General features: G+C 65.4%; 9 protein-coding genes. 1 reads left to right on the top strand and 8 read right to left on the bottom strand.

Going from position 1 to position 17,558, the window contains the following annotated elements; translation table 11 throughout:
• Positions 1 to 22: 22 nt before the first annotated feature.
• The 4 genes from mscK to GA645_RS25755 form a co-directional block, all read right to left on the bottom strand.
• The gene (mscK, locus tag GA645_RS25770) at positions 23 to 3,388 is read right to left on the bottom strand and encodes a mechanosensitive channel MscK (RefSeq protein WP_152226736.1); all 3,366 of its coding nucleotides are present in this window, start codon (positions 3,386 to 3,388) and stop codon (positions 23 to 25) included.
• Between the two features lie 83 nt (positions 3,389 to 3,471).
• Entirely contained in the window at positions 3,472 to 5,214 is a 1,743-nt protein-coding gene (locus GA645_RS25765; RefSeq protein WP_152226734.1) for a potassium/proton antiporter, read from the bottom strand.
• Positions 5,215 to 5,312: 98 nt separating this feature from the next.
• A complete protein-coding gene (locus GA645_RS25760; RefSeq protein WP_152226732.1) occupies positions 5,313 to 5,969 on the bottom strand; it encodes a hypothetical protein in 657 nt (218 codons plus the stop codon).
• Between the two features lie 199 nt (positions 5,970 to 6,168).
• Complete coding sequence (locus GA645_RS25755) at positions 6,169 to 7,971, bottom strand: acyl-CoA dehydrogenase (protein ID WP_152226731.1); 1,803 nt, start codon at positions 7,969 to 7,971, stop codon at positions 6,169 to 6,171.
• Positions 7,972 to 8,148: 177 nt separating this feature from the next.
• Here GA645_RS25755 and GA645_RS25750 point away from each other — a divergent pair, with 177 nt between their 5' ends.
• Positions 8,149 to 8,985, top strand: a complete 837-nt coding sequence (locus GA645_RS25750; RefSeq protein ID WP_152226729.1) for a 23S rRNA (adenine(2030)-N(6))-methyltransferase RlmJ — start codon at positions 8,149 to 8,151, stop codon at positions 8,983 to 8,985.
• A gap of 215 nt (positions 8,986 to 9,200) precedes the next feature.
• Here GA645_RS25750 and msrA read toward each other — a convergent pair whose 3' ends face one another.
• From msrA to aceE, 4 genes are all read right to left on the bottom strand, one after another.
• Positions 9,201 to 9,848: a peptide-methionine (S)-S-oxide reductase MsrA gene (gene msrA, locus GA645_RS25745; RefSeq protein ID WP_152226726.1), complete on the bottom strand. Its 648-nt coding sequence runs from the start codon at positions 9,846 to 9,848 to the stop codon at positions 9,201 to 9,203.
• 82 nt (positions 9,849 to 9,930) lie between these two features.
• Positions 9,931 to 12,630, bottom strand: a complete 2,700-nt coding sequence (locus tag GA645_RS25740; RefSeq protein ID WP_152226725.1) for a bifunctional diguanylate cyclase/phosphodiesterase — start codon at positions 12,628 to 12,630, stop codon at positions 9,931 to 9,933.
• Positions 12,631 to 13,048: 418 nt separating this feature from the next.
• The gene (aceF, locus tag GA645_RS25735) at positions 13,049 to 14,689 is read right to left on the bottom strand and encodes a dihydrolipoyllysine-residue acetyltransferase (protein ID WP_152226723.1); all 1,641 of its coding nucleotides are present in this window, start codon (positions 14,687 to 14,689) and stop codon (positions 13,049 to 13,051) included.
• Positions 14,690 to 14,700: 11 nt separating this feature from the next.
• A complete protein-coding gene (gene aceE, locus GA645_RS25730) occupies positions 14,701 to 17,349 on the bottom strand; it encodes a pyruvate dehydrogenase (acetyl-transferring), homodimeric type (RefSeq protein WP_152226721.1) in 2,649 nt (882 codons plus the stop codon).
• Between the last annotated feature and the right edge of the window lie 209 nt (positions 17,350 to 17,558).

The following is a 17,558-nucleotide window of genomic DNA, read 5'->3' as shown; positions in this document are numbered from 1 at the left end:
ATTTATCCGGGGGCGTCCACCCTCAGGCCTTGCTGGCGTCGGGCTTGTTCTGCTCTTGAGGCTTGCCCAGCTTCACGGGTGTGGCGGCCGGTTGCTGCTGGCCGACGATCACCTGGGCTTCCTGGCCCTGGAAGTTCTTCAGGAACACGTCGACCTGGTTGAAGGCCATGTCGATGCCCGCCTCGCGGAAGGCCAGGGCGATGCGGGTGAGGGTTTCGTCCACCGCCGGGTTGCGGTCGCCCAGTTCGCGCACGTGGAAGCGCAGTTCGTAGTCGAAGGTGCTGGCGCTGATGGTGGTGAAGTACAGCACCGGCTCCGGGTCGCGCAGGATGCGTGGGTTGGCGTGGGCCGCGTCGAGCATGATCTTGCGCGCCAGGGGCAGGTCGCTCTCGTAGGCCAGGCCGATCTTGATGGTCACCCGCGTCACGGTATCGCTCAGCGACCAGTTCACCAGTTGGCCGGTGATGAAGGTCTGGTTGGGAACGATGATTTCCTTGCGGTCGAAGTCGGTGATGGTGGTGGCGCGGATGCGGATCCGGCTGACGGTGCCGGACAGGCTGCCGATGGTCACCACGTCGCCGATCCGTACCGGGCGTTCGAAGAGGATGATCAGGCCGGAGACGAAGTTGGAGAAGATCGCCTGCAGGCCGAAGCCCAGGCCGACGGAGAGTGCGGCCACCAGCCATTGCAGCTTGTCCCAGCTCACACCCAGGGTGGACAGCGCGCTGACGAAGCCGATGCCGCTGATGGTGTAGGAGAGCAGGGTGGTGATGGCGTAGGCGCTGCCCTGTGCCAGGGTCAGGCGCTGCAGCACCAGCACTTCCAGCAGGCCGGGCAGGTTGCGCGCCAGGGCCACGGTTACCGCGGCGATGACCAGCGCCATGATGAAGTCACCCAGGCTGATCGGTGTGGTGGAAGCCGCGTCGCCGGTGCCGCTGGTGTACTGGTAGAGGGTCACGTTGTCGAGGTAGGAGACCACGCTGATCAGGTCGGCCCAGACCCAGTACAGGGTGACCACGAAGCCGATCAACAGGCCCAGGCGGATCAGTCGCATCGACTGTTCGTTGATCTGCTCGATGCCCAGGGTCGGCTCCTCCACCACTTCACCGCCCTCGATGCCTTCTTTGGCCGGGGCCTGGCGCTTGGTCATCGCGCGCTGGTAGGCCAGGCGCCGCGCCGCAACGCCCATGCCGCGGACGAATGTGGCTTCGACCACCATCCAGAACATCAGCAGGAACAGGGTGTCGATCAGGCGGTCGGTGAGCTTGAGCGCGGTGTAGTAGTAGCCGAAGCCCACCGCCAGGAACAGCGCCACGGGCAGCACGGTGAAGCCCAGGCCGACGATCATCTTGATCAGCGACGGACGTTCGCTGGAGGGGCTGCCAAACAGCAGCTGGCCCAGAATCCAGGTCATCGCGGCGTAGCCGAACAGCACGATGGCGATGCCGATCACGTCGTCGGCCAGGCTGGCCGGCTGGTGCTCGGCGACGGTGACCACCGCGACCAGCGACATCACCACCAGACCCAGTCGGCGCATCAGTTTGCCGAGGAACTGCACCTGCGGCTGGCTCCAGTGGAAGTGCCGCTCGGCGATGCCACCCGGACGCAGGATGCGGTGTGCGGTGTAGAACACCAGCCAGACCTGCGCCATTTCCAGCAGCGCGCTGCCGAGGGTGGCGTTCTGGCCGCGGGCGTCGAGCAGCAAGGCCAGGCCGCCGATGGCCAGGGCCAGGGTGCCGGGCAACGCCAGCAGTACGGCGAGCAGCAGCGCCAGCGGGGTGTGCGCCTGGCTGTCGCGCTTGAAGTGACCGATGTCGTCGTTCAGCGATTCGAGCTTGTCGTAGAGGAACCGGCGCTTCCACAAGAGGCCGGCGACCAGCAGGAGCAGCGGGAGGAACAGGAAGGGGCGGTCGATCAGGCCCTCGCCCAGCTCCTTCACGCCCGAACCCCAGGGCACTTCGGACAGTTGGTGATGCAGCAGGGCCGGGGTCATCTTGAACCACGACAGGTCCAGCGGGCGGTTGCTGGGAATCCAGAACATCTGCTCGTCGAGGGTCGCGCGCAGCTTGTCGGCGGTTTCCTTGAGCTGCTTCTGGTTCAGCTGCAGGGTGATCGCCTCGTTGAGCAGCGCGTTCAACTCATGGTTGAGGCGCTCCATCAGTTCCAGGCGGGTGTTGACCAGCTCGCCCAGGTCCTTGCGCAGCTGCGGGGTGATGCTCTCCTGCGGCTGCTGGGCCAGCAGGTTGTCGATGTACACATCGGAGCTGTTCAGTTCGTCGCGTTTCTGGTTCAGCTCGAACTGGTACAGGCGCAGGTCGGCGATCTCGTCGGCCAGGTCACGGTCGGTCTTGATCACCGGCAGTGACTGTTTCTGCTGGTAGAGGATCTTCGCCAGCAGCAGGCTGCCGCGCAGGACGTTGATCTGTTCGTCCAGTGCCTGCTCGCCCTGGGTCAGGTTATCGAGCTGCTGCTTGGCTTCGAGATTGCGCCGGGTCAGGGTGTTGAGGCGGTCGGTGGTGCGCAGCAGGTAGTCGGAGAGCTTGAGGTTGGTGGCGCTCTCCTGGCTGACCAGGCTGTCGGTACCGGCGGCCTGGTCGGCGTCCTTGGACAGCGCGGCGACGGTCTTCTCCGACTGTTCACGGCGCTTTTCGCTGATCATCGCCTGCAGTTCGAGGGTCTCGTGCTCTTCGCGGCCGACACGTTCGGCCAGCAGATCGCGCTGGCTGGAGGCGAGGTCGAGCAGCAGGTTGTTGCCGGCCAGTTGCTGGCGCAGCAGTTGGTTCTGCGCGGTGAGCGCGGCCTGCTCGGCCACCAGCTCGTCGCGATGCTCGTCGCCCAGCGGCTTGCCACTTTCCTTGCCGGCCTTGAGCACCCCGGCGATCTCCAGCAGGCGTGTCTGGTTCCGGCTCAGGTCAGCCTGGGCGCGCTCGGGGCGGGTTTGCGCGGTGAGCGCTTCGCTCTTGGCGTCGGTCATCTCCTTCTGCCAGGCGGCCAGTTGGGTCGACTGCTCGTTGAGCAGCATTTCCAGCTGGGTGGCGTTGTAGGTGGCGTAGCGCTGCGAGGCCGGCTTGTCGCTGCTGCCCTTGAGACGGTTCAGGGCCTTCTGGTTCTCGCTGATCAGCCGGGGCGCGTCGGCCAGCCGGCCCTTGAGGTCGGCCAGCTGCTTCTCGCTGTCGTCCTTGGCCGCCAGCAGCTTGAGCGTGTTCTCGAGGCTGGCCTTGACCAGCTTGGCGTCGGCGTCCGGCAGTTTGCGGTCGGGCAGGCCGTCGAGGCTCTGCTGCACCTGTTCGGCGCTGGGCGGAGTGTTGTCGGCGGCGAGCGCGGGCAGGCCGGTGAGTGAGCCGGCCAGGAGGACGGCGGTCAGCAGGGTACGCAGCAGGAATGACATGGTCGCGGTCAGCGGCTCGTGCAGAAAGTGGGAAGAGGGTAGTGCGGGCTGGCCGGCACCCGCAAGCGAGTGCCGGTAGGCGGTCAGAGGAACAGGCCGGGGCCGGGGCGACCTTCGGGGAATTTGACCCCCACCTTGCGGATCTTGTTCCCATCCAGTGCGGCGACGGTCCAGGTCAGGCCGTTCCACTCCACCTGGTCGCCGATGATCGCCTGGCCGCCGATTTCGTGGGCGATGAAGCGGCCCAGCGTCTGTTCGCCATCCACGTCTTCGAGCTTGAGGCCATAGAGCGAGGCCACGGCAGAGAGCTGGGCGTCGCCTTCGAGAACGAAGTCGCCGAAGAAGCGTGCGCCCAGGCCACGGTCCGGCGCCTGGCTGAACAGTTTGCCCAGGGCGGAGAGGTCGTGCTCGTGACCGATTACGCAAAGAATGTCATCGGCCTCGAGGATGGTACTGCCGGACGGGTGCAGCAGCTGGGTGCCACGGAACAGCGCGGCGATACGGGTGCCTTCGGGCATCTTCAGCTCGCGCAGGGCGGCGCCGATGCACCACTTTTCCTTGCTCAGGTGGTAGACGAACAGTTCCCACTCGCTGGTCGGGTGCACTTCCAGGCCGGCGCGGGAAATCGGTGCCGGGTCCGGCGGCACGACCACCCGCAGCAGCTTGGCGGCCCAGGGCAGGCTGGTGCCCTGCACCAGCAGCGAGACCAGCACGATGAAGAAGGCCACGTTGAAGAACAGCTGGGCGTTGGGCAGTCCGGCCATCAGCGGGAACACCGCCAAGATGATCGGTACCGCGCCGCGCAGGCCGACCCAGGCGATGAAGGCCTTTTCGCGGGCATGGAAGGCGCGGAACGGAATCAGGCCAACCAGCACCGACAGCGGGCGGGCAAAGAGGATCATCCACAGCGCCAGGCCCAGGGCCGGGAGGGCGATGGGCCATAGGTCGTGGGGTGTGACCAGCAGGCCGAGGACCAGGAACATCCCGATCTGCGCGAGCCAGGCCATGCCGTCGAGCATGTGCAGGATGCCGTGGCGGGAGCGGATCGGCTGGTTGCCCAGCATCAGTCCGCACAGATAAATGGCCAGGATGCCGCTGCCGTGCACCGCGTTGGACACGGCGAAGATCAGCAGGCCGCCGCTGATCACCAGCAGCGGGTAGAGGCCGCTGGCCAGGTGGATGCGGTTGATCACCTGCAGCAGCAGCCAGCCGCCGCCCAGGCCGAGCAGCGAACCGATGCCGAACTCGCGCAGGAAATGCCAGAGGAAGTCCCAGCTCATGCCGCTTTCGCCGTGGGCGAGCATGTCGATCAGGGTGACGGTGAGGAACACCGCCATCGGGTCGTTGCTGCCGGACTCGATTTCCAGGGTGGCGGTGACCCGCTCGTTCAGGCCCTTTCCGCCCAGCAGCGAGAACACCGCCGCGGCGTCAGTGGAGCCGACGATGGCACCGATCAGCAGGCCCTCCATCCAGCTCAGCTTGAATAGCCAGGCGGCGGCGATACCGGTCAGGCCGGCGGTGATCAGTACCCCGGCCGTGGCCAGTGAGAGCGCGGGCCAGAGCGCCACGCGGAAACTCGCCACCCGCGTGCGCACGCCGCCGTCGAGGAGGATCACGGCCAGCGCCAGGTTGCCCACCAGGTAGGCGATCGGATAGTTGGAGAAGCCGATGCCGCCGGGGCCATCGGTACCGGCGACCATGCCCACGGCGAGGAAGATGACCAGGATCGGGATGCCCAGCCGCGACGACAGCGAGCTGACCAGGATGCTCATGCCGATCAGCACAGCAGCGATCAGGAAATAGCTGTTGATGGCCACGGCATCCAAAGTGTCGATCTCCAGGGAAGAGGGGAGTGGCGACGCTACTGGGAATCAGGATGCAGGCCGCATGCCAAGCGATTCTAACCTGCGGATTTGCAAGGCTGTCAAAGGTTAGTTGAGCTTCGTTCGGCGACGATTTCCGGCCAGGACGTGGCATCGCTCCAGGTGGGAACCGGGTTGAGGGTGGCGAGTGCGGCGGGCGCCCAGCTCAGCGGTTCGTCGGGAACGAGATGGACCGCCGAGAGGCAGGCTTCCCGGTCGTGTTGCAGCGTGACGAGGGCCTTGTGCACTTCGCCGGACAGGTTTGCCTGGCGGCTGCCACTGACGGCGCGGATCTGCGTATGCCAGAGGCTCCGCGCCGAACTGCCGGCGACGCCGCAACTGCCCAGCGGCTCATAGTAGGACGAGCCGAACTGGGCGTAGCCGGCATTGACCAGCGCATTGAAGTAGCGGCTCTGCGAGGCGATGGATTGGCCATCGCCGCCACGCAGCACGGCCAGCCCGTCGGTCATCGCCTTGTCGATGGTCTTCAGGTAGGCGTCGGCGTGTTCGAAGGCTTCGGTGCTGGGCTCGCTGTAGATGGGGGTGACGTTCAGCGTCTGCGTCGGGGGGCGCAATGGGCTGTCGCTGGGAAGTGTGTCCACCGCGTGTGGGGCCAGCAGGACAACCATGCAGCTCAGCCCGATGGAGATGGCGAGCAGGGGCAGCAGAACGGGCAGGTTGCGGGACAGGCGGGGGAGAGTCGGAATGTAGGTGGCCATGGGCGTGACTGACGTGAAGGTGCGCGGGCGCTATTCAACGTCATGGAACCCTGGTTTTTCTGTCGGTTGATTTGGTGGTGCTCGTCAGTTTTTTCCGTAGTTTATGGGGGAAAGACGGCGTGAGGGAGGTGCGTAGCCGTTGCCAGCTTGCGGCATAAAAAAGCCCCGGACGTGGCCAGGGCTGGAGGGGCATGCAGGACTAGAACCAGGCGTCCTGCATGGTCGAACAGGTGTCATCGCGGGCTTCGAGCAGGGACAGTTCGTGGTGGCAGGACGGCACTTCCCAGGTCAGGAAGTAACGCGCGGCCTGCAGCTTGCCGCGATAGAAGTCGGTGTCGGAAGCATTGCCGCGCGCCAGGCCTTGCTCGGCGCGAATCGCCTGCTCCAGCCAGCGCCAGCCGATCACCGCGTGGCCGAACACCTTGAGGTACAGCGCGGAGTTGGCCAGGCCCTGGGCCACACGGCCCTGCATCAGGTCGCCGAGCAGGCTCAGGGTGGTCGCCGACAGGCGCGCCATCAGCTGCTCCAACGGTTCGCGCAGCTTGTCCAGTGACGGATATCCCTGGGCGCGTGCGCAGCACTGGTTGATCAGACGGGTCAGCTGCTTGAGGCCGGCGCCGTTGTTCTGCGCGAGCTTGCGGCCCAGCAGGTCCAGCGACTGGATGCCGTGGGTGCCTTCGTGGATCGGGTTCAGGCGGTTGTCGCGGTAGTACTGCTCCACCGGATATTCGCGGGTGTAGCCGTGGCCACCGAGGATCTGGATCGCCAGTTCGTTGGCCTTCAGGCAGAACTCCGAGGGCCAGGATTTGACGATCGGGGTGAGCAGGTCGAGCAGCTCGTGAGCCTGCTTGCGCTCCTCTTCGGTAGCCAGCGTCTCGCTATCGTCCACCAGGCGCGCGGCGTACAGGCCGAGGTCGAAGGCTCCCTCGACGTAGGCCTTCTGGGTCAGCAGCATGCGCCGCACGTCGGTGTGCTCGATGATCGAAACCTGCGCTGCGGTCGGGTCCTTGGCGTCCACCGGGCGGCCCTGCGGGCGCTCGCGGGCGTATTCCAGGGAGTACAGGTAGCCGGCGTAGCCAAGCATGATCGCGCCCATGCCGACGCCGATGCGCGCCTCGTTCATCATCTGGAACATGTAGGCCAGGCCGTGATGCGGTTTGCCGACCAGGTAGCCGACGCACTCACCCTGATCGCCGAAGTTCAGCGCCGTGGAGGTGGTGCCGCGCCAGCCCATCTTGTGGAACAGGCCGGCCAGGCTCACGTCGTTGCGCGCGCCCAGGGAGCCGTCCCCGTTGACCAGGAACTTGGGCACGATGAACAGGCTGATGCCTTTCACGCCGGCCGGGGCGTCCGGCAGCTTGGCCAGCACCATGTGCACGATGTTGTCCGACAGCGGGTGATCGCCGCCGGAGATGAATATCTTGTTGCCCTTGATCCGGTAGCTGCCGTCGGCGGCCGGTTCCGCGCGGGTGCGGATGTCGGCCAGGGACGAGCCGGCATGCGGTTCGGTGAGGGCCATGGTGCCGAACCAGCGGCCCTCGATCATCGGCTGCAGGAACAGGCGCTTCTGCTCATCGCTGCCGAAGGTCTCGATCAGGTGGCTGGCGCCCATGCTCAGCATCGGATAGGACGAAGTGGCGATGTTGGCCGACTGGAAGTGGGCGAAGCAGGCCCGCGAGAGCAGCTGCGGCAACTGCATGCCACCCTGCTCGAAGCTGCGCGAGGCGTTCTGGAAGCCGGCCTCGTTGAAGGCATCCACCGCCGGCTTCACTTCCGGGATCAGCACCGCGCCGCCGTCGACGTATTGCGGCTCGTTCTCGTCGTTCTTGCGATTGTGCGGGGCGAACAGCTCCTCGGCGATGCCGCGTGCGGTGGCCAGGGCGGCATCGAAGGTCTCGCGGTTGTGCTCGGCGAAGCGTTCGCGCTGGGTCAGGGCCTGCGCGTCGAGCACTTCGTAGAGTTCGAAAGCGAGGTTGCGGGAGCTGAGCAGGGTCTCGGACATGATCGACCTCCGTGGGAATCGACGCAGTCTAGTCTGGTGAATGAAGCGCGCACAGAATCATCCATGAGCGTGATAAATGGCTAAAACACTTGGCTCCCGGCGGGCTCCCGGCGACGACGGACTCGCACCGTACCCGCCACAGGACCTAAACTGCGCGCCTTGAGGAGTCTGCCATCCATGAACTACCGCCATGCCTACCACGCCGGCAACCACGCCGACGTGTTCAAACACATCGCCCTGGCGCGAATCGTCGCGCTGATGGCGCGCAAGGACACGCCCTTCGCCTACCTCGACAGCCATTCGGGTGTCGGCCTGTATGACCTGTTGGGCGACGAAGCCAGCCGTACCGGCGAGTGGGAGTCGGGCATCGGTCGCCTGTGGGAGCGCGATGACCTGCCGGAGCTGGTGCAGGACTACCTGGAGGTGGTGCGCGCGCTCAATCCCGACGGCGGGCTGGAGTTCTATCCCGGCTCGCCCGAGCTGGCGCGTCGCCTGACCCGCCCGCAGGATCGCGTGCTGCTCAACGAGCTGCACCCCGAAGACGGCCGCCTGCTCAAGGCGAACATGGGTGGGGAACGCCGCATCTCCGTGCACCAGGGCGATGGCTGGCTGCTTCCGCGCGCCTTCCTGCCGGTGTCCGAGAAGCGTGGCGTGCTGCTGATCGACCCGCCGTTCGAACAGGGCGACGACCTGGAGCGCTGCGTAGCCGCACTGGACGAAGCCATTGGCCGCATGCGCCAGACCGTGGTCGCCATCTGGTATCCGATCAAGGACCGTCGTCAGCTCAAGCGCTTCTACCAGCGCCTGGAGAACAGTTCGGCGCCGAAGCTGCTGCGTGCCGAGCTGTGCGTGCATCCAGCGGATACGGCCGAGCGCCTGAACGGTTCCGGGCTGGTCATCGCCAACCCGCCGTGGCCGCTGGACGAGGAGCTGCGTGGCCTGCTGCCCTGGTTGGCGGGCACGCTGGCGCAGAGCGAAGGCAGCTGGCAGTTGGACTGGCTGATTTCCGAATGAAAAAAAGCCCCGGCAACGGCCGGGGCTTTTTCTTGGTGCTGTTCGTAGGAGCGTATCTATTCGCGATGTCCCTGGCTCGGCGTTGATCGCGGACGGAGTCCGCTCTTACGTTGGCGGCCGGTAGGGAGCTTCCCTGTAGGAGCGGGCCATGCCCGCGATTCGCGGACAAGGTCCGCTCCTACGAGGTGCCGGGCATTGTCCCCGGCGCAAGGCGCTTACGCCGGCAGGCACACGCCGGTGCCACCCAGGCCGCAGTAACCGTTGGGGTTCTTCGCCAGGTACTGCTGGTGGTAGGCCTCGGCGTAGTAGAACGGTGGCACCTCCCGAATTTCCGTGGTGATCTCGCCGTAGCCCTTGGCGCCGAGTTCCTTCTGGAAGGCCGCGCGGCTGGCTTCGATGGCGGCTTTCTGTGCCTGGTCGAACCAGTAGACCGCCGAGCGGTACTGGGTGCCGGTGTCGTTGCCCTGGCGCATGCCCTGGGTCGGATCGTGGGACTCCCAGAACACCTTGAGCAGCGCCTCGATGCTGGTTTCGCGTGGGTCAAAGACCACCAGCACCACTTCGCTGTGGCCGGTCAGGCCGGAGCAGACTTCATCGTAGGTGGGGTTCGGGGTCAGGCCGCCGGCATAGCCCACGGCGGTCACCCACACGCCTGGCTGTTGCCAGAAGCGCCGCTCGGCACCCCAGAAGCAGCCGAGGCCGACGACGATCTGTTGCAGGCCGGCGGGGAAGGGCGCGCTCAGCGGGCGGCCATTGACGTAATGCGTTTCCGGCACCGGCATCGGGCTTTCGCGCCCCGGCAAGGCCTGGGCGGAGCTGGGCAGTTCCAGCTTGTGGGCAAGTATTTGCGAGCGCAGGGTCATGGCATTCGTCTCCTCTGAATAGGGGCGGCAATAGACTCGGGTACTCGCCGAAGATTACAGCGTTTTGCGCCCGCTGCGGGGCTCAATTGGGGCGGCAGGGATAGCGCTGCAGACTGGAGGAGAGATCGATGCCGGGAATCGGCTTGTCGAACAGGTAGCCCTGGCCGATGTCGCAGCGATTGCGCCGCAGGAAGGCCAGCTGGGCGGCGGTCTCCACGCCTTCGGCGACCACCTGCAGCTTGAGGTTGTGGGCCATGGCGATCACCGCCGAGGTGATTTCCATGTCGTCCTGGTTGTCGGGGATGTCCTTGATGAAGCTGCGATCGATCTTGATCACGTCGATGGGGAATTTCTTCAGGTAGCTCAGCGACGAGTAGCCGGTGCCGAAATCATCCATGGCCAGGGTCAGGCCGAGGTTCTTCAGGCTTTCCAGCTGCTGGCGGGTGTCGTCGGTGGCGTCCAGTAGCAGGCTTTCGGTGAGCTCCAGCTCCATCTGGTCGGCGGGGATGCCTTCCTCCTGGAGGATCGCGGCGATCGAACCGACCAGATCGGGGTCGCTGAACTGTTTGGGCGACAGGTTGATCGCGATGTGCAGATCGCCCAGGCCCTTGGCGGCGAGGTCGCGCACCTGGCGGCATGCCTGGCGGATCACCCACTTGCCGATGGGGATGATCAGGCCGGTTTCCTCCGCCACGCTGATGAACTGGTCCGGGCGGATCATGCCCTTTTCCGGATGCTGCCAGCGCAGCAGCGCCTCCAGGCCGAGCAGCTGGCCACTGCGCAGGCACAGCTTGGGCTGGTAATGCACCGCCAGTTCGTCCTGCACCAGCGCGCGGCGCAGGTTGCTCTCGACGAACAGCTTGTAGCTGGCCTCGGCGGTCATCGCCTCGGTGAAGGTCTGCACCTGGTGCTTGCCGTTGGCCTTGGCCTTGTGCAGCGCAAGCCCTGCGTGCTTCATCAGGGTTTGCGGGTCGTGGCCGTGCTCTGGCGCGTAGGCAATGCCGATGGAGCCGGTGATGCTGATCAGCTGGTTGTCGACGAACAGCGGCTTGTCGAGCACGTCGAGAATCTGTTCGGCGATCTTCTCGCCGCGGCCGGCCACGGACTCTTCCAGCAGCACGGCGAATTCGTTGCTGGCGAAGCGCGCCAGGGTGGTGTTGTCGCTCAGGCTGCTGCGCAGGCGCCGGGCCAGGTTGGCCAACAGCTTGTCGCCGGTCTGGTGGCCGAGGCTGTCGTTGATTCGCTTGAAGTTGTCGATGTCCACCAGCAGCAGGCCCAGTGAGTGCTTGCTGCCGGCCTGCAGGCGCTCTTCCAGGGCGCTGATGAAGAAGTGCCGGTTGGCCAGCCCGGTGAGGTTGTCGCGGTACGCGAGCTTCTCGATGTGCTGCTGCGCCAGCTTGCTCTGGGTGATGTCTTCGTAGATGCCGATGTAGTGGGTCAGCTCACCCTTGTCGTCGTAGACCTTCGACAGCGACAGCTGGCCCCAGTAAGGCTCGAGGTTCTTCCGGCGGCTGCGGAACTCGCCCTGCCAGCTGTTCTGGGTGACCAGGGTGGAGCGTGCGTCGAACAGCAGATCGCTGAGGTTGGCCAGCGCCGGCAACTCCGGCAGGCGTCGGCCTCGGACTTCGTCGGCGCCGTACTGGGTGATGGCGGTGAAGCTCGGGTTGACGTACTCCACCAGCCCGTCACGGTCGATCAGCAGGAAAGCGCTGGCGCTCTGCTCGACGGCGCGCTGGAACAGGTGCAGGGCGCTGGAAACGTTGCGCCGCTCGTGGTTCATCAGCACCTGGGCGTACTGGTCGGCCAGCTCGCCGGCGAAGGCGATCTCGTCGCTCTGCCACATGCGCACTTCGCCAACATGCTCCAGGCAGAGCACGCCGACCACTTCGCCACCGACGCGGATGGTGGCGTCGAGCATCGCGTTGACGCCCTGGGGGTGCAGGTAACGCTTGGCCAGTTCCTGGGTGCGCGGGTCCTGGATGGCGTTGTGGGCGTCGATGGCGCGGCCGCTGTGGACCGCGTCGAGGTAGTGGGGGAAGTTGCTGGCGTCGATGTCCTGTGGCTTCTCGTACTGGTCCATGTCGCGGCGGTAGACGGTGACCGCCTCCAGGCGATTGTCCGGATGCAGGCGCCAGATGCCGGCGCGGGCCACGTCATAGGCTTCGCAGGCCGCCTGAGCGATCAGCTGCGCGGCTTCCAGCAGCGGGTCGCTGGACAGGTAGCGGTGCCGCGCCAGGCGCACGATCAGGTTCTGCTGGGTGCGCGAGCGCACCAGGTGCTGCAGGTGTTCGTCCTGGGAACGCTGGTACATCTCCAGCGACATCTTCAGGCGCAGGTTCTGGGCTTCCAGGTCCAGGAGCCGAGGGTCTGCCTCGGTCGCCTGGGTATCGACCCCGTCCTGCAGCATGAAGCCGTGCAGCAGTTGCCGGCCGTGCTGCTGGAAGGCTTCGCCGACTTCCAGGATGTTCAGTGGGCCGCGCGGCGAGTGCAGGCAGTAGCGCACCTGGTAGTGGCCACTCTGGAGCAATTGCTGCTGGACCTGCTCATGCAGGCGATGGCGCGCCTCGGGCTCCATCAGACTGGCGTAGGGCGAGTCGAGGATGCCGCAGAGGTCCTGGGCGGGCACGCCGATCTGGCGTTCGCAGCCTGGGTCGAGGAACAGCAGGGTCCAGCTGGCTTCGTTCAAGCGCTCGAAGCGCAACAACCCCAGCCGCGAAGGGACGGGGAGCTGCGTGACAACCTCGGCCACCGAACGGCTGGTGGCATCGGGATGACTCTTCATGCGCGGCGTGATTTCCAGGTGCTGGAGAGGTGCATTGCCTCAACCGAATTCTATGGGCTTTGGCAAGATTTGCATGAGGCGTGGGGCGCTGACAAGCCAGGACTGTATCGGCAGTCACACGACGAAGTTGAGGCGGGGGCGGGTGCGGCATAAAGACGCCGGTCTGGAGGCTGCGGACAAAAAGAAGCCCCGCCATCCGGCAGGGCTGGAGAGTACGAGCGTGGCGTGCTCGTCGAGAGGAAGGGCAGGCGCGGGGCCAGCCCCTTACAACACTTGCAAACGGCCTACGGTCTGCTGCGCGTCGGCGGAGCTGCGTTGGAAACTGAAGCGGACTGCTCATTTGCCTTGGCAAACTCCGCGTCCCCTTCAGTTTCCGCCTTGCTCCGCTCTAGCTCGCGAGCCCGTAGACCATTTGCCGTCACAGCAGCAGGGTGCGGATATCACCCAGCAGGTCGGACAGGCGCTTGGTGTAGCGCGCGGCGGCCGCCCCGTTGATCACGCGGTGATCGTAGGACAGCGACAGCGGCAGCATCAGGCGCGGCTGGAAGGCCTTGCCGTCCCATACCGGCTGCATGGTCGCCTTGCTGACACCCAGGATCGCCACTTCCGGCGCGTTGACGATCGGCGTGAAGCCGGTGCCGCCAATGTGGCCGAGGCTGGAGATGGTGAAGCAGGCGCCCTGCATGGCGTCGGCGGAGAGCTTCTTGGTGCGCGCTTTCTCGGCCAGTTCGGCGGCTTCGGCGGCGAGCTGCAGGAGGCTCTTCTGGTCGACGTTCTTGATCACCGGGACCAGCAGACCGTCCGGAGTGTCCACGGCAAAGCCGATGTTCACGTACTTCTTGCGGATCAGCGCCTTGCCGCTGGGGGCGAGGGAGCTGTTGAAGTCCGGCATTTCCTTGAGCAGGTGGGCACAGGCTTTCAGCAGGATCGGCAGCACGGTCAGCTTGACGCCAGCCTTTTCCGCGACGGCTTTCTGGGCCACGCGGAAGGCTTCCATCTCGGTGATGTCGGCCGAGTCGAACTGGGTCACGTGGGGCACGTTCAGCCAGCTGCGATGCAGGTTGGCGGCGCCGACCTGCATCAGGCGGGTCATCGCCACTTCTTCCACTTCGCCGAACTTGCTGAAGTCGACTTCCGGGATCGGCGGGATTCCCGCGCCACCGGTAGCGCCAGCCGGCGCGCCGGATTTGGCGCGTTGCAGTTGTTCTTTCACGAACGCCTGCACGTCTTCCTTGAGGATGCGGCCTTTCGGACCGGTGCCTTTCACTTCGCCCAGCTCGACGCCGAACTCGCGGGCGACCATGCGCACGGCGGGACCAGCGTGGACCTTGGTGCCGTCACGGCTGGGCGCGCCCACCGGAGCGGCTTCCGCAGCCTTGGCCGGCGCTGCGGCAGCCGGGGCGGCGGCAGGAGCAGCGGCCGGAGCCGGAGCAGCAGCCGGAGCTTGCGCGGCGGCCGGGGCAGCAGCGCCCGCCACCTTGAGCTTGAGGATCAGGTCACCGGTGCCGACTTCGTCACCGATCTTGATCGACACGCTTTCCACCACGCCGGCAACCGGCGAGGGGATTTCCATGCTGGCCTTGTCCGACTCCAGGGTGATCAGCGATTGGTCGGCTTCGACCGCATCACCGGCTTTCACCATGACTTCGATGACGTTGGCCTTGCCGGCCGAGCCGATGTCCGGGACATGGATGTCCTGGACGCTGGCGCCGGCGGCTGGTGCGGCAGCCGGAGCCGGAGCCGGAGCCGGGGCAACGGCCGGAGCCTCTGCGGCCGGAGCCGGAGCCGGAGCCTCGGCCTTGGGCGCTTCGGCAGCCGCCGAACCACCCTCGACTTCCAGCTCGAGGATCTCGTCGCCTTCCTTCAGGGTGTCGCCCACCTTGACCTTCAGGCTCTTCACCACGCCGGCCTTGGGCGAGGGGATCTCCATGCTGGCCTTGTCCGACTCCAGGGTCAGCAGGCTCTGGTCGGCCTCGACGGTGTCGCCGACCTTGACCAGCAGTTCGATGACTTCACCCTGGCCATTGCCGATGTCGGGTACACGAATCAGTTCGCTCATCGTGCCTCTCCTCAGCAGTCCAGCGGGTTGCGTTTTTCGGGGTTGATGCCGAACTTGGCGATGGCTTCCGCCACGACCTTGGGTTCGATATCACCACGATCAGCCAGGGCTTCCAGCGCGGCCAGCACGACCCAGTGGCGGTCCACTTCGAAGAAGTCGCGCAGCTTGCGGCGGCTGTCGCTGCGGCCGAAGCCGTCGGTGCCCAGCACCTTGTACTCCTTGCTCGGAACCCACTGACGGATCTGCTCGGCGTAGAGCTTCATGTAGTCGGTAGAGGCGATCACCGGGCCCTTGCGGCCGGCCAGGCACTCTTCGACGTAGCTCTGCTTGGGTTTCTGACCCGGGTGCAGGCGGTTCCAGCGCTCGATGGCCAGGCCGTCGCGGCGCAGTTCGTTGAAGCTCGGTACCGACCAGACGTCGGCGCCGATGCCGAAGTCTTCGCGCAGGATCTTCGCGGCGGCTTCGACTTCACGCAGGATGGTGCCCGAGCCCAGCAGCTGCACGTGGTGTGCGGCGGCCTTCTTGTCCTCATCGAGCAGGTACATGCCCTTGATGATGCCTTCCTCTGCGCCCTTGGGCATGGCCGGCTGGACGTAGTTCTCGTTCATCACGGTGATGTAATAGAAGATGTCCTGCTGCTCTTCGATCATCTGGCGCGAGCCTTCGCGGATGATCACCGCCAGCTCGTAGGCGTAGGTCGGATCGTAGGTGCGGCAGTTCGGGATGGTCGCCGCCAGCAGGTGGCTGTGACCGTCTTCGTGCTGCAGGCCTTCACCGTTCAGGGTGGTACGGCCGGCGGTGCCGCCGATCAGGAAGCCATGGGCACGGCTGTCGCCGGCCGCCCAGGCCAGGTCGCCGATACGCTGGAAGCCGAACATCGAGTAGAAGATGTAGAACGGCAGCATCGGCTGGTTGTGCGTGGAGTACGAGGTACCCGCGGCGATCCAGCTGGACATGGCGCCGGCTTCGTTGATGCCTTCCTCGAGAATCTGACCTTTCTTGTCCTCGCGGTAGAACATCACCTGGTCTTTATCCACCGGCTCGTACAGCTGGCCGACGGAGGAGTAGATACCCAGCTGGCGGAACATGCCTTCCATACCGAAGGTACGGGCTTCGTCCGGTACGATCGGGACGATGCGCGGGCCGAGTTCCTTGTCCTTGACCAGCTGCGAGATGATCCGCACGAAGGCCATGGTGGTGGAGATTTCGCGGTCGCCCGAGCCATCGAGGATGGCCTTGAGGGTATCCAGCGGGGGAGCCGGGACCTGGAAGCTCTTCTCGCGGCGAACCGGCATCACGCCACCCAGGGCGGCACGACGGGAAGCCAGGTACTTGGCCTCGGCGCTGCCTTCTTCCGGACGGTAGAACGGCAGGTTTTCCAGCTCGGCGTCCTTGATCGGGATGTCGAACTTGTCGCGGAACGACTTCAGGGACTCGACGTCGACCTTCTTGACGTTGTGCGCGATGTTCTTCGCTTCGCCCGAACCTGTGCCGTAGCCCTTGATGGTCTTGGCAAGGATGACGGTCGGCTGGCCCTTGTGGTTGACCGCCTGGTGGTAGGCCGCATAGACCTTGTAGGGGTCGTGGCCGCCACGGTTGAGTTTCCAGACTTCTTCGTCGGAGAGGTCCTTGACCATCTCCAGCAGCTCCGGACGCGCGCCGAAGAAGTGCTCACGCACGTAGGCGCCGTCTTTGGCCTTGTAGTTCTGGTATTCGCCGTCGATGACCTCGTCCATGCGCTGCTGCAGCAGGCCGGCGGTGTCCTTGGCGAACAGCGGGTCCCAGAAGCGACCCCAGACCACCTTGTTGACGTTCCACTCGGCGCCACGGAACACGCCTTCGAGTTCCTGGATGATCTTGCCGTTGCCGCGAACCGGACCGTCGAGGCGCTGCAGGTTGCAGTTGATGACGAAGATCAGGTTGTCCAGCTTCTCGCGGCCGGCCAGGGAGATCGCGCCCAGGGATTCGGGCTCGTCGCACTCGCCGTCGCCCATGAAGCACCAGACCTTCTGCTTGCCGGCGGGGATGAAGCCGCGGCTTTCCAGGTACTTCATGAAGCGCGCCTGGTAGATCGCCTGGATCGGGCCCAGACCCATGGATACGGTCGGGAACTGCCAGAAGTCCGGCATCAGCCACGGGTGCGGGTAGGAAGACAGGCCGTTGCCGTCCACTTCCTGGCGGAAGTTGTTCAGCTGGTCTTCGGTGATGCGGCCTTCGAGGAAGGCGCGGGCATAGACACCGGGGGAGGCGTGGCCCTGGAAGAACACCAGGTCGCCGCCGTGTTCGTCGGTCGGGGCCTGGAAGAAGTAGTTGAAGCCTACGTCGTACAGGGTCGCGGAGGACGCGAAGGAGGAGATGTGGCCGCCCAGATCCGGGTCGTTCTTGTTGGCCTTCATCACCATCGCCAGGGCGTTCCAGCGCACCAGGGAGCGGATCCGGCGTTCCATGAACAGGTCGCCAGGCATGCGGGCTTCGTGGGTAACCGGAATGGTGTTGCGGTACGGCGTGGTGATGGCGTAGGGCAGTTGGGTACCGGTACGGGTAGCCAGTTCGCCCATGCGGGTCATCAGGTAATGGGCGCGTTCCTCACCTTCACGGTCCAGGACCGATTCCAGGGCGTCCAGCCATTCCTGGGTTTCGACGGGATCAAGGTCTTGCATGGCTTGCTCCAGGGCGGAAAGGCTTCCAGAATCGGAAGCCAGTAGATCGTTGCCGATAGCTGCGCCGGCCTCGTGGGCGACGCGGCGAATTCTTGGAAGTACACCGGGGGTGCGCCCGGCGGGTTGTAGTTTTACTACAAATCGCTGGCGGATACATCCCTCCGCCAGAAAAAGTTAGTAGTAAAACTACAGGGGCGCGAAAAGACAGG

It is taken from the genome of Pseudomonas sp. SCB32 (assembly GCF_009189165.1).
In the GTDB taxonomy this organism is placed as follows: Bacteria; Pseudomonadota; Gammaproteobacteria; order Pseudomonadales; family Pseudomonadaceae; genus Pseudomonas.
Note: the sequence above shows the minus strand (reverse complement) of the source record. Positions and strands in the feature narration are given on the sequence as shown.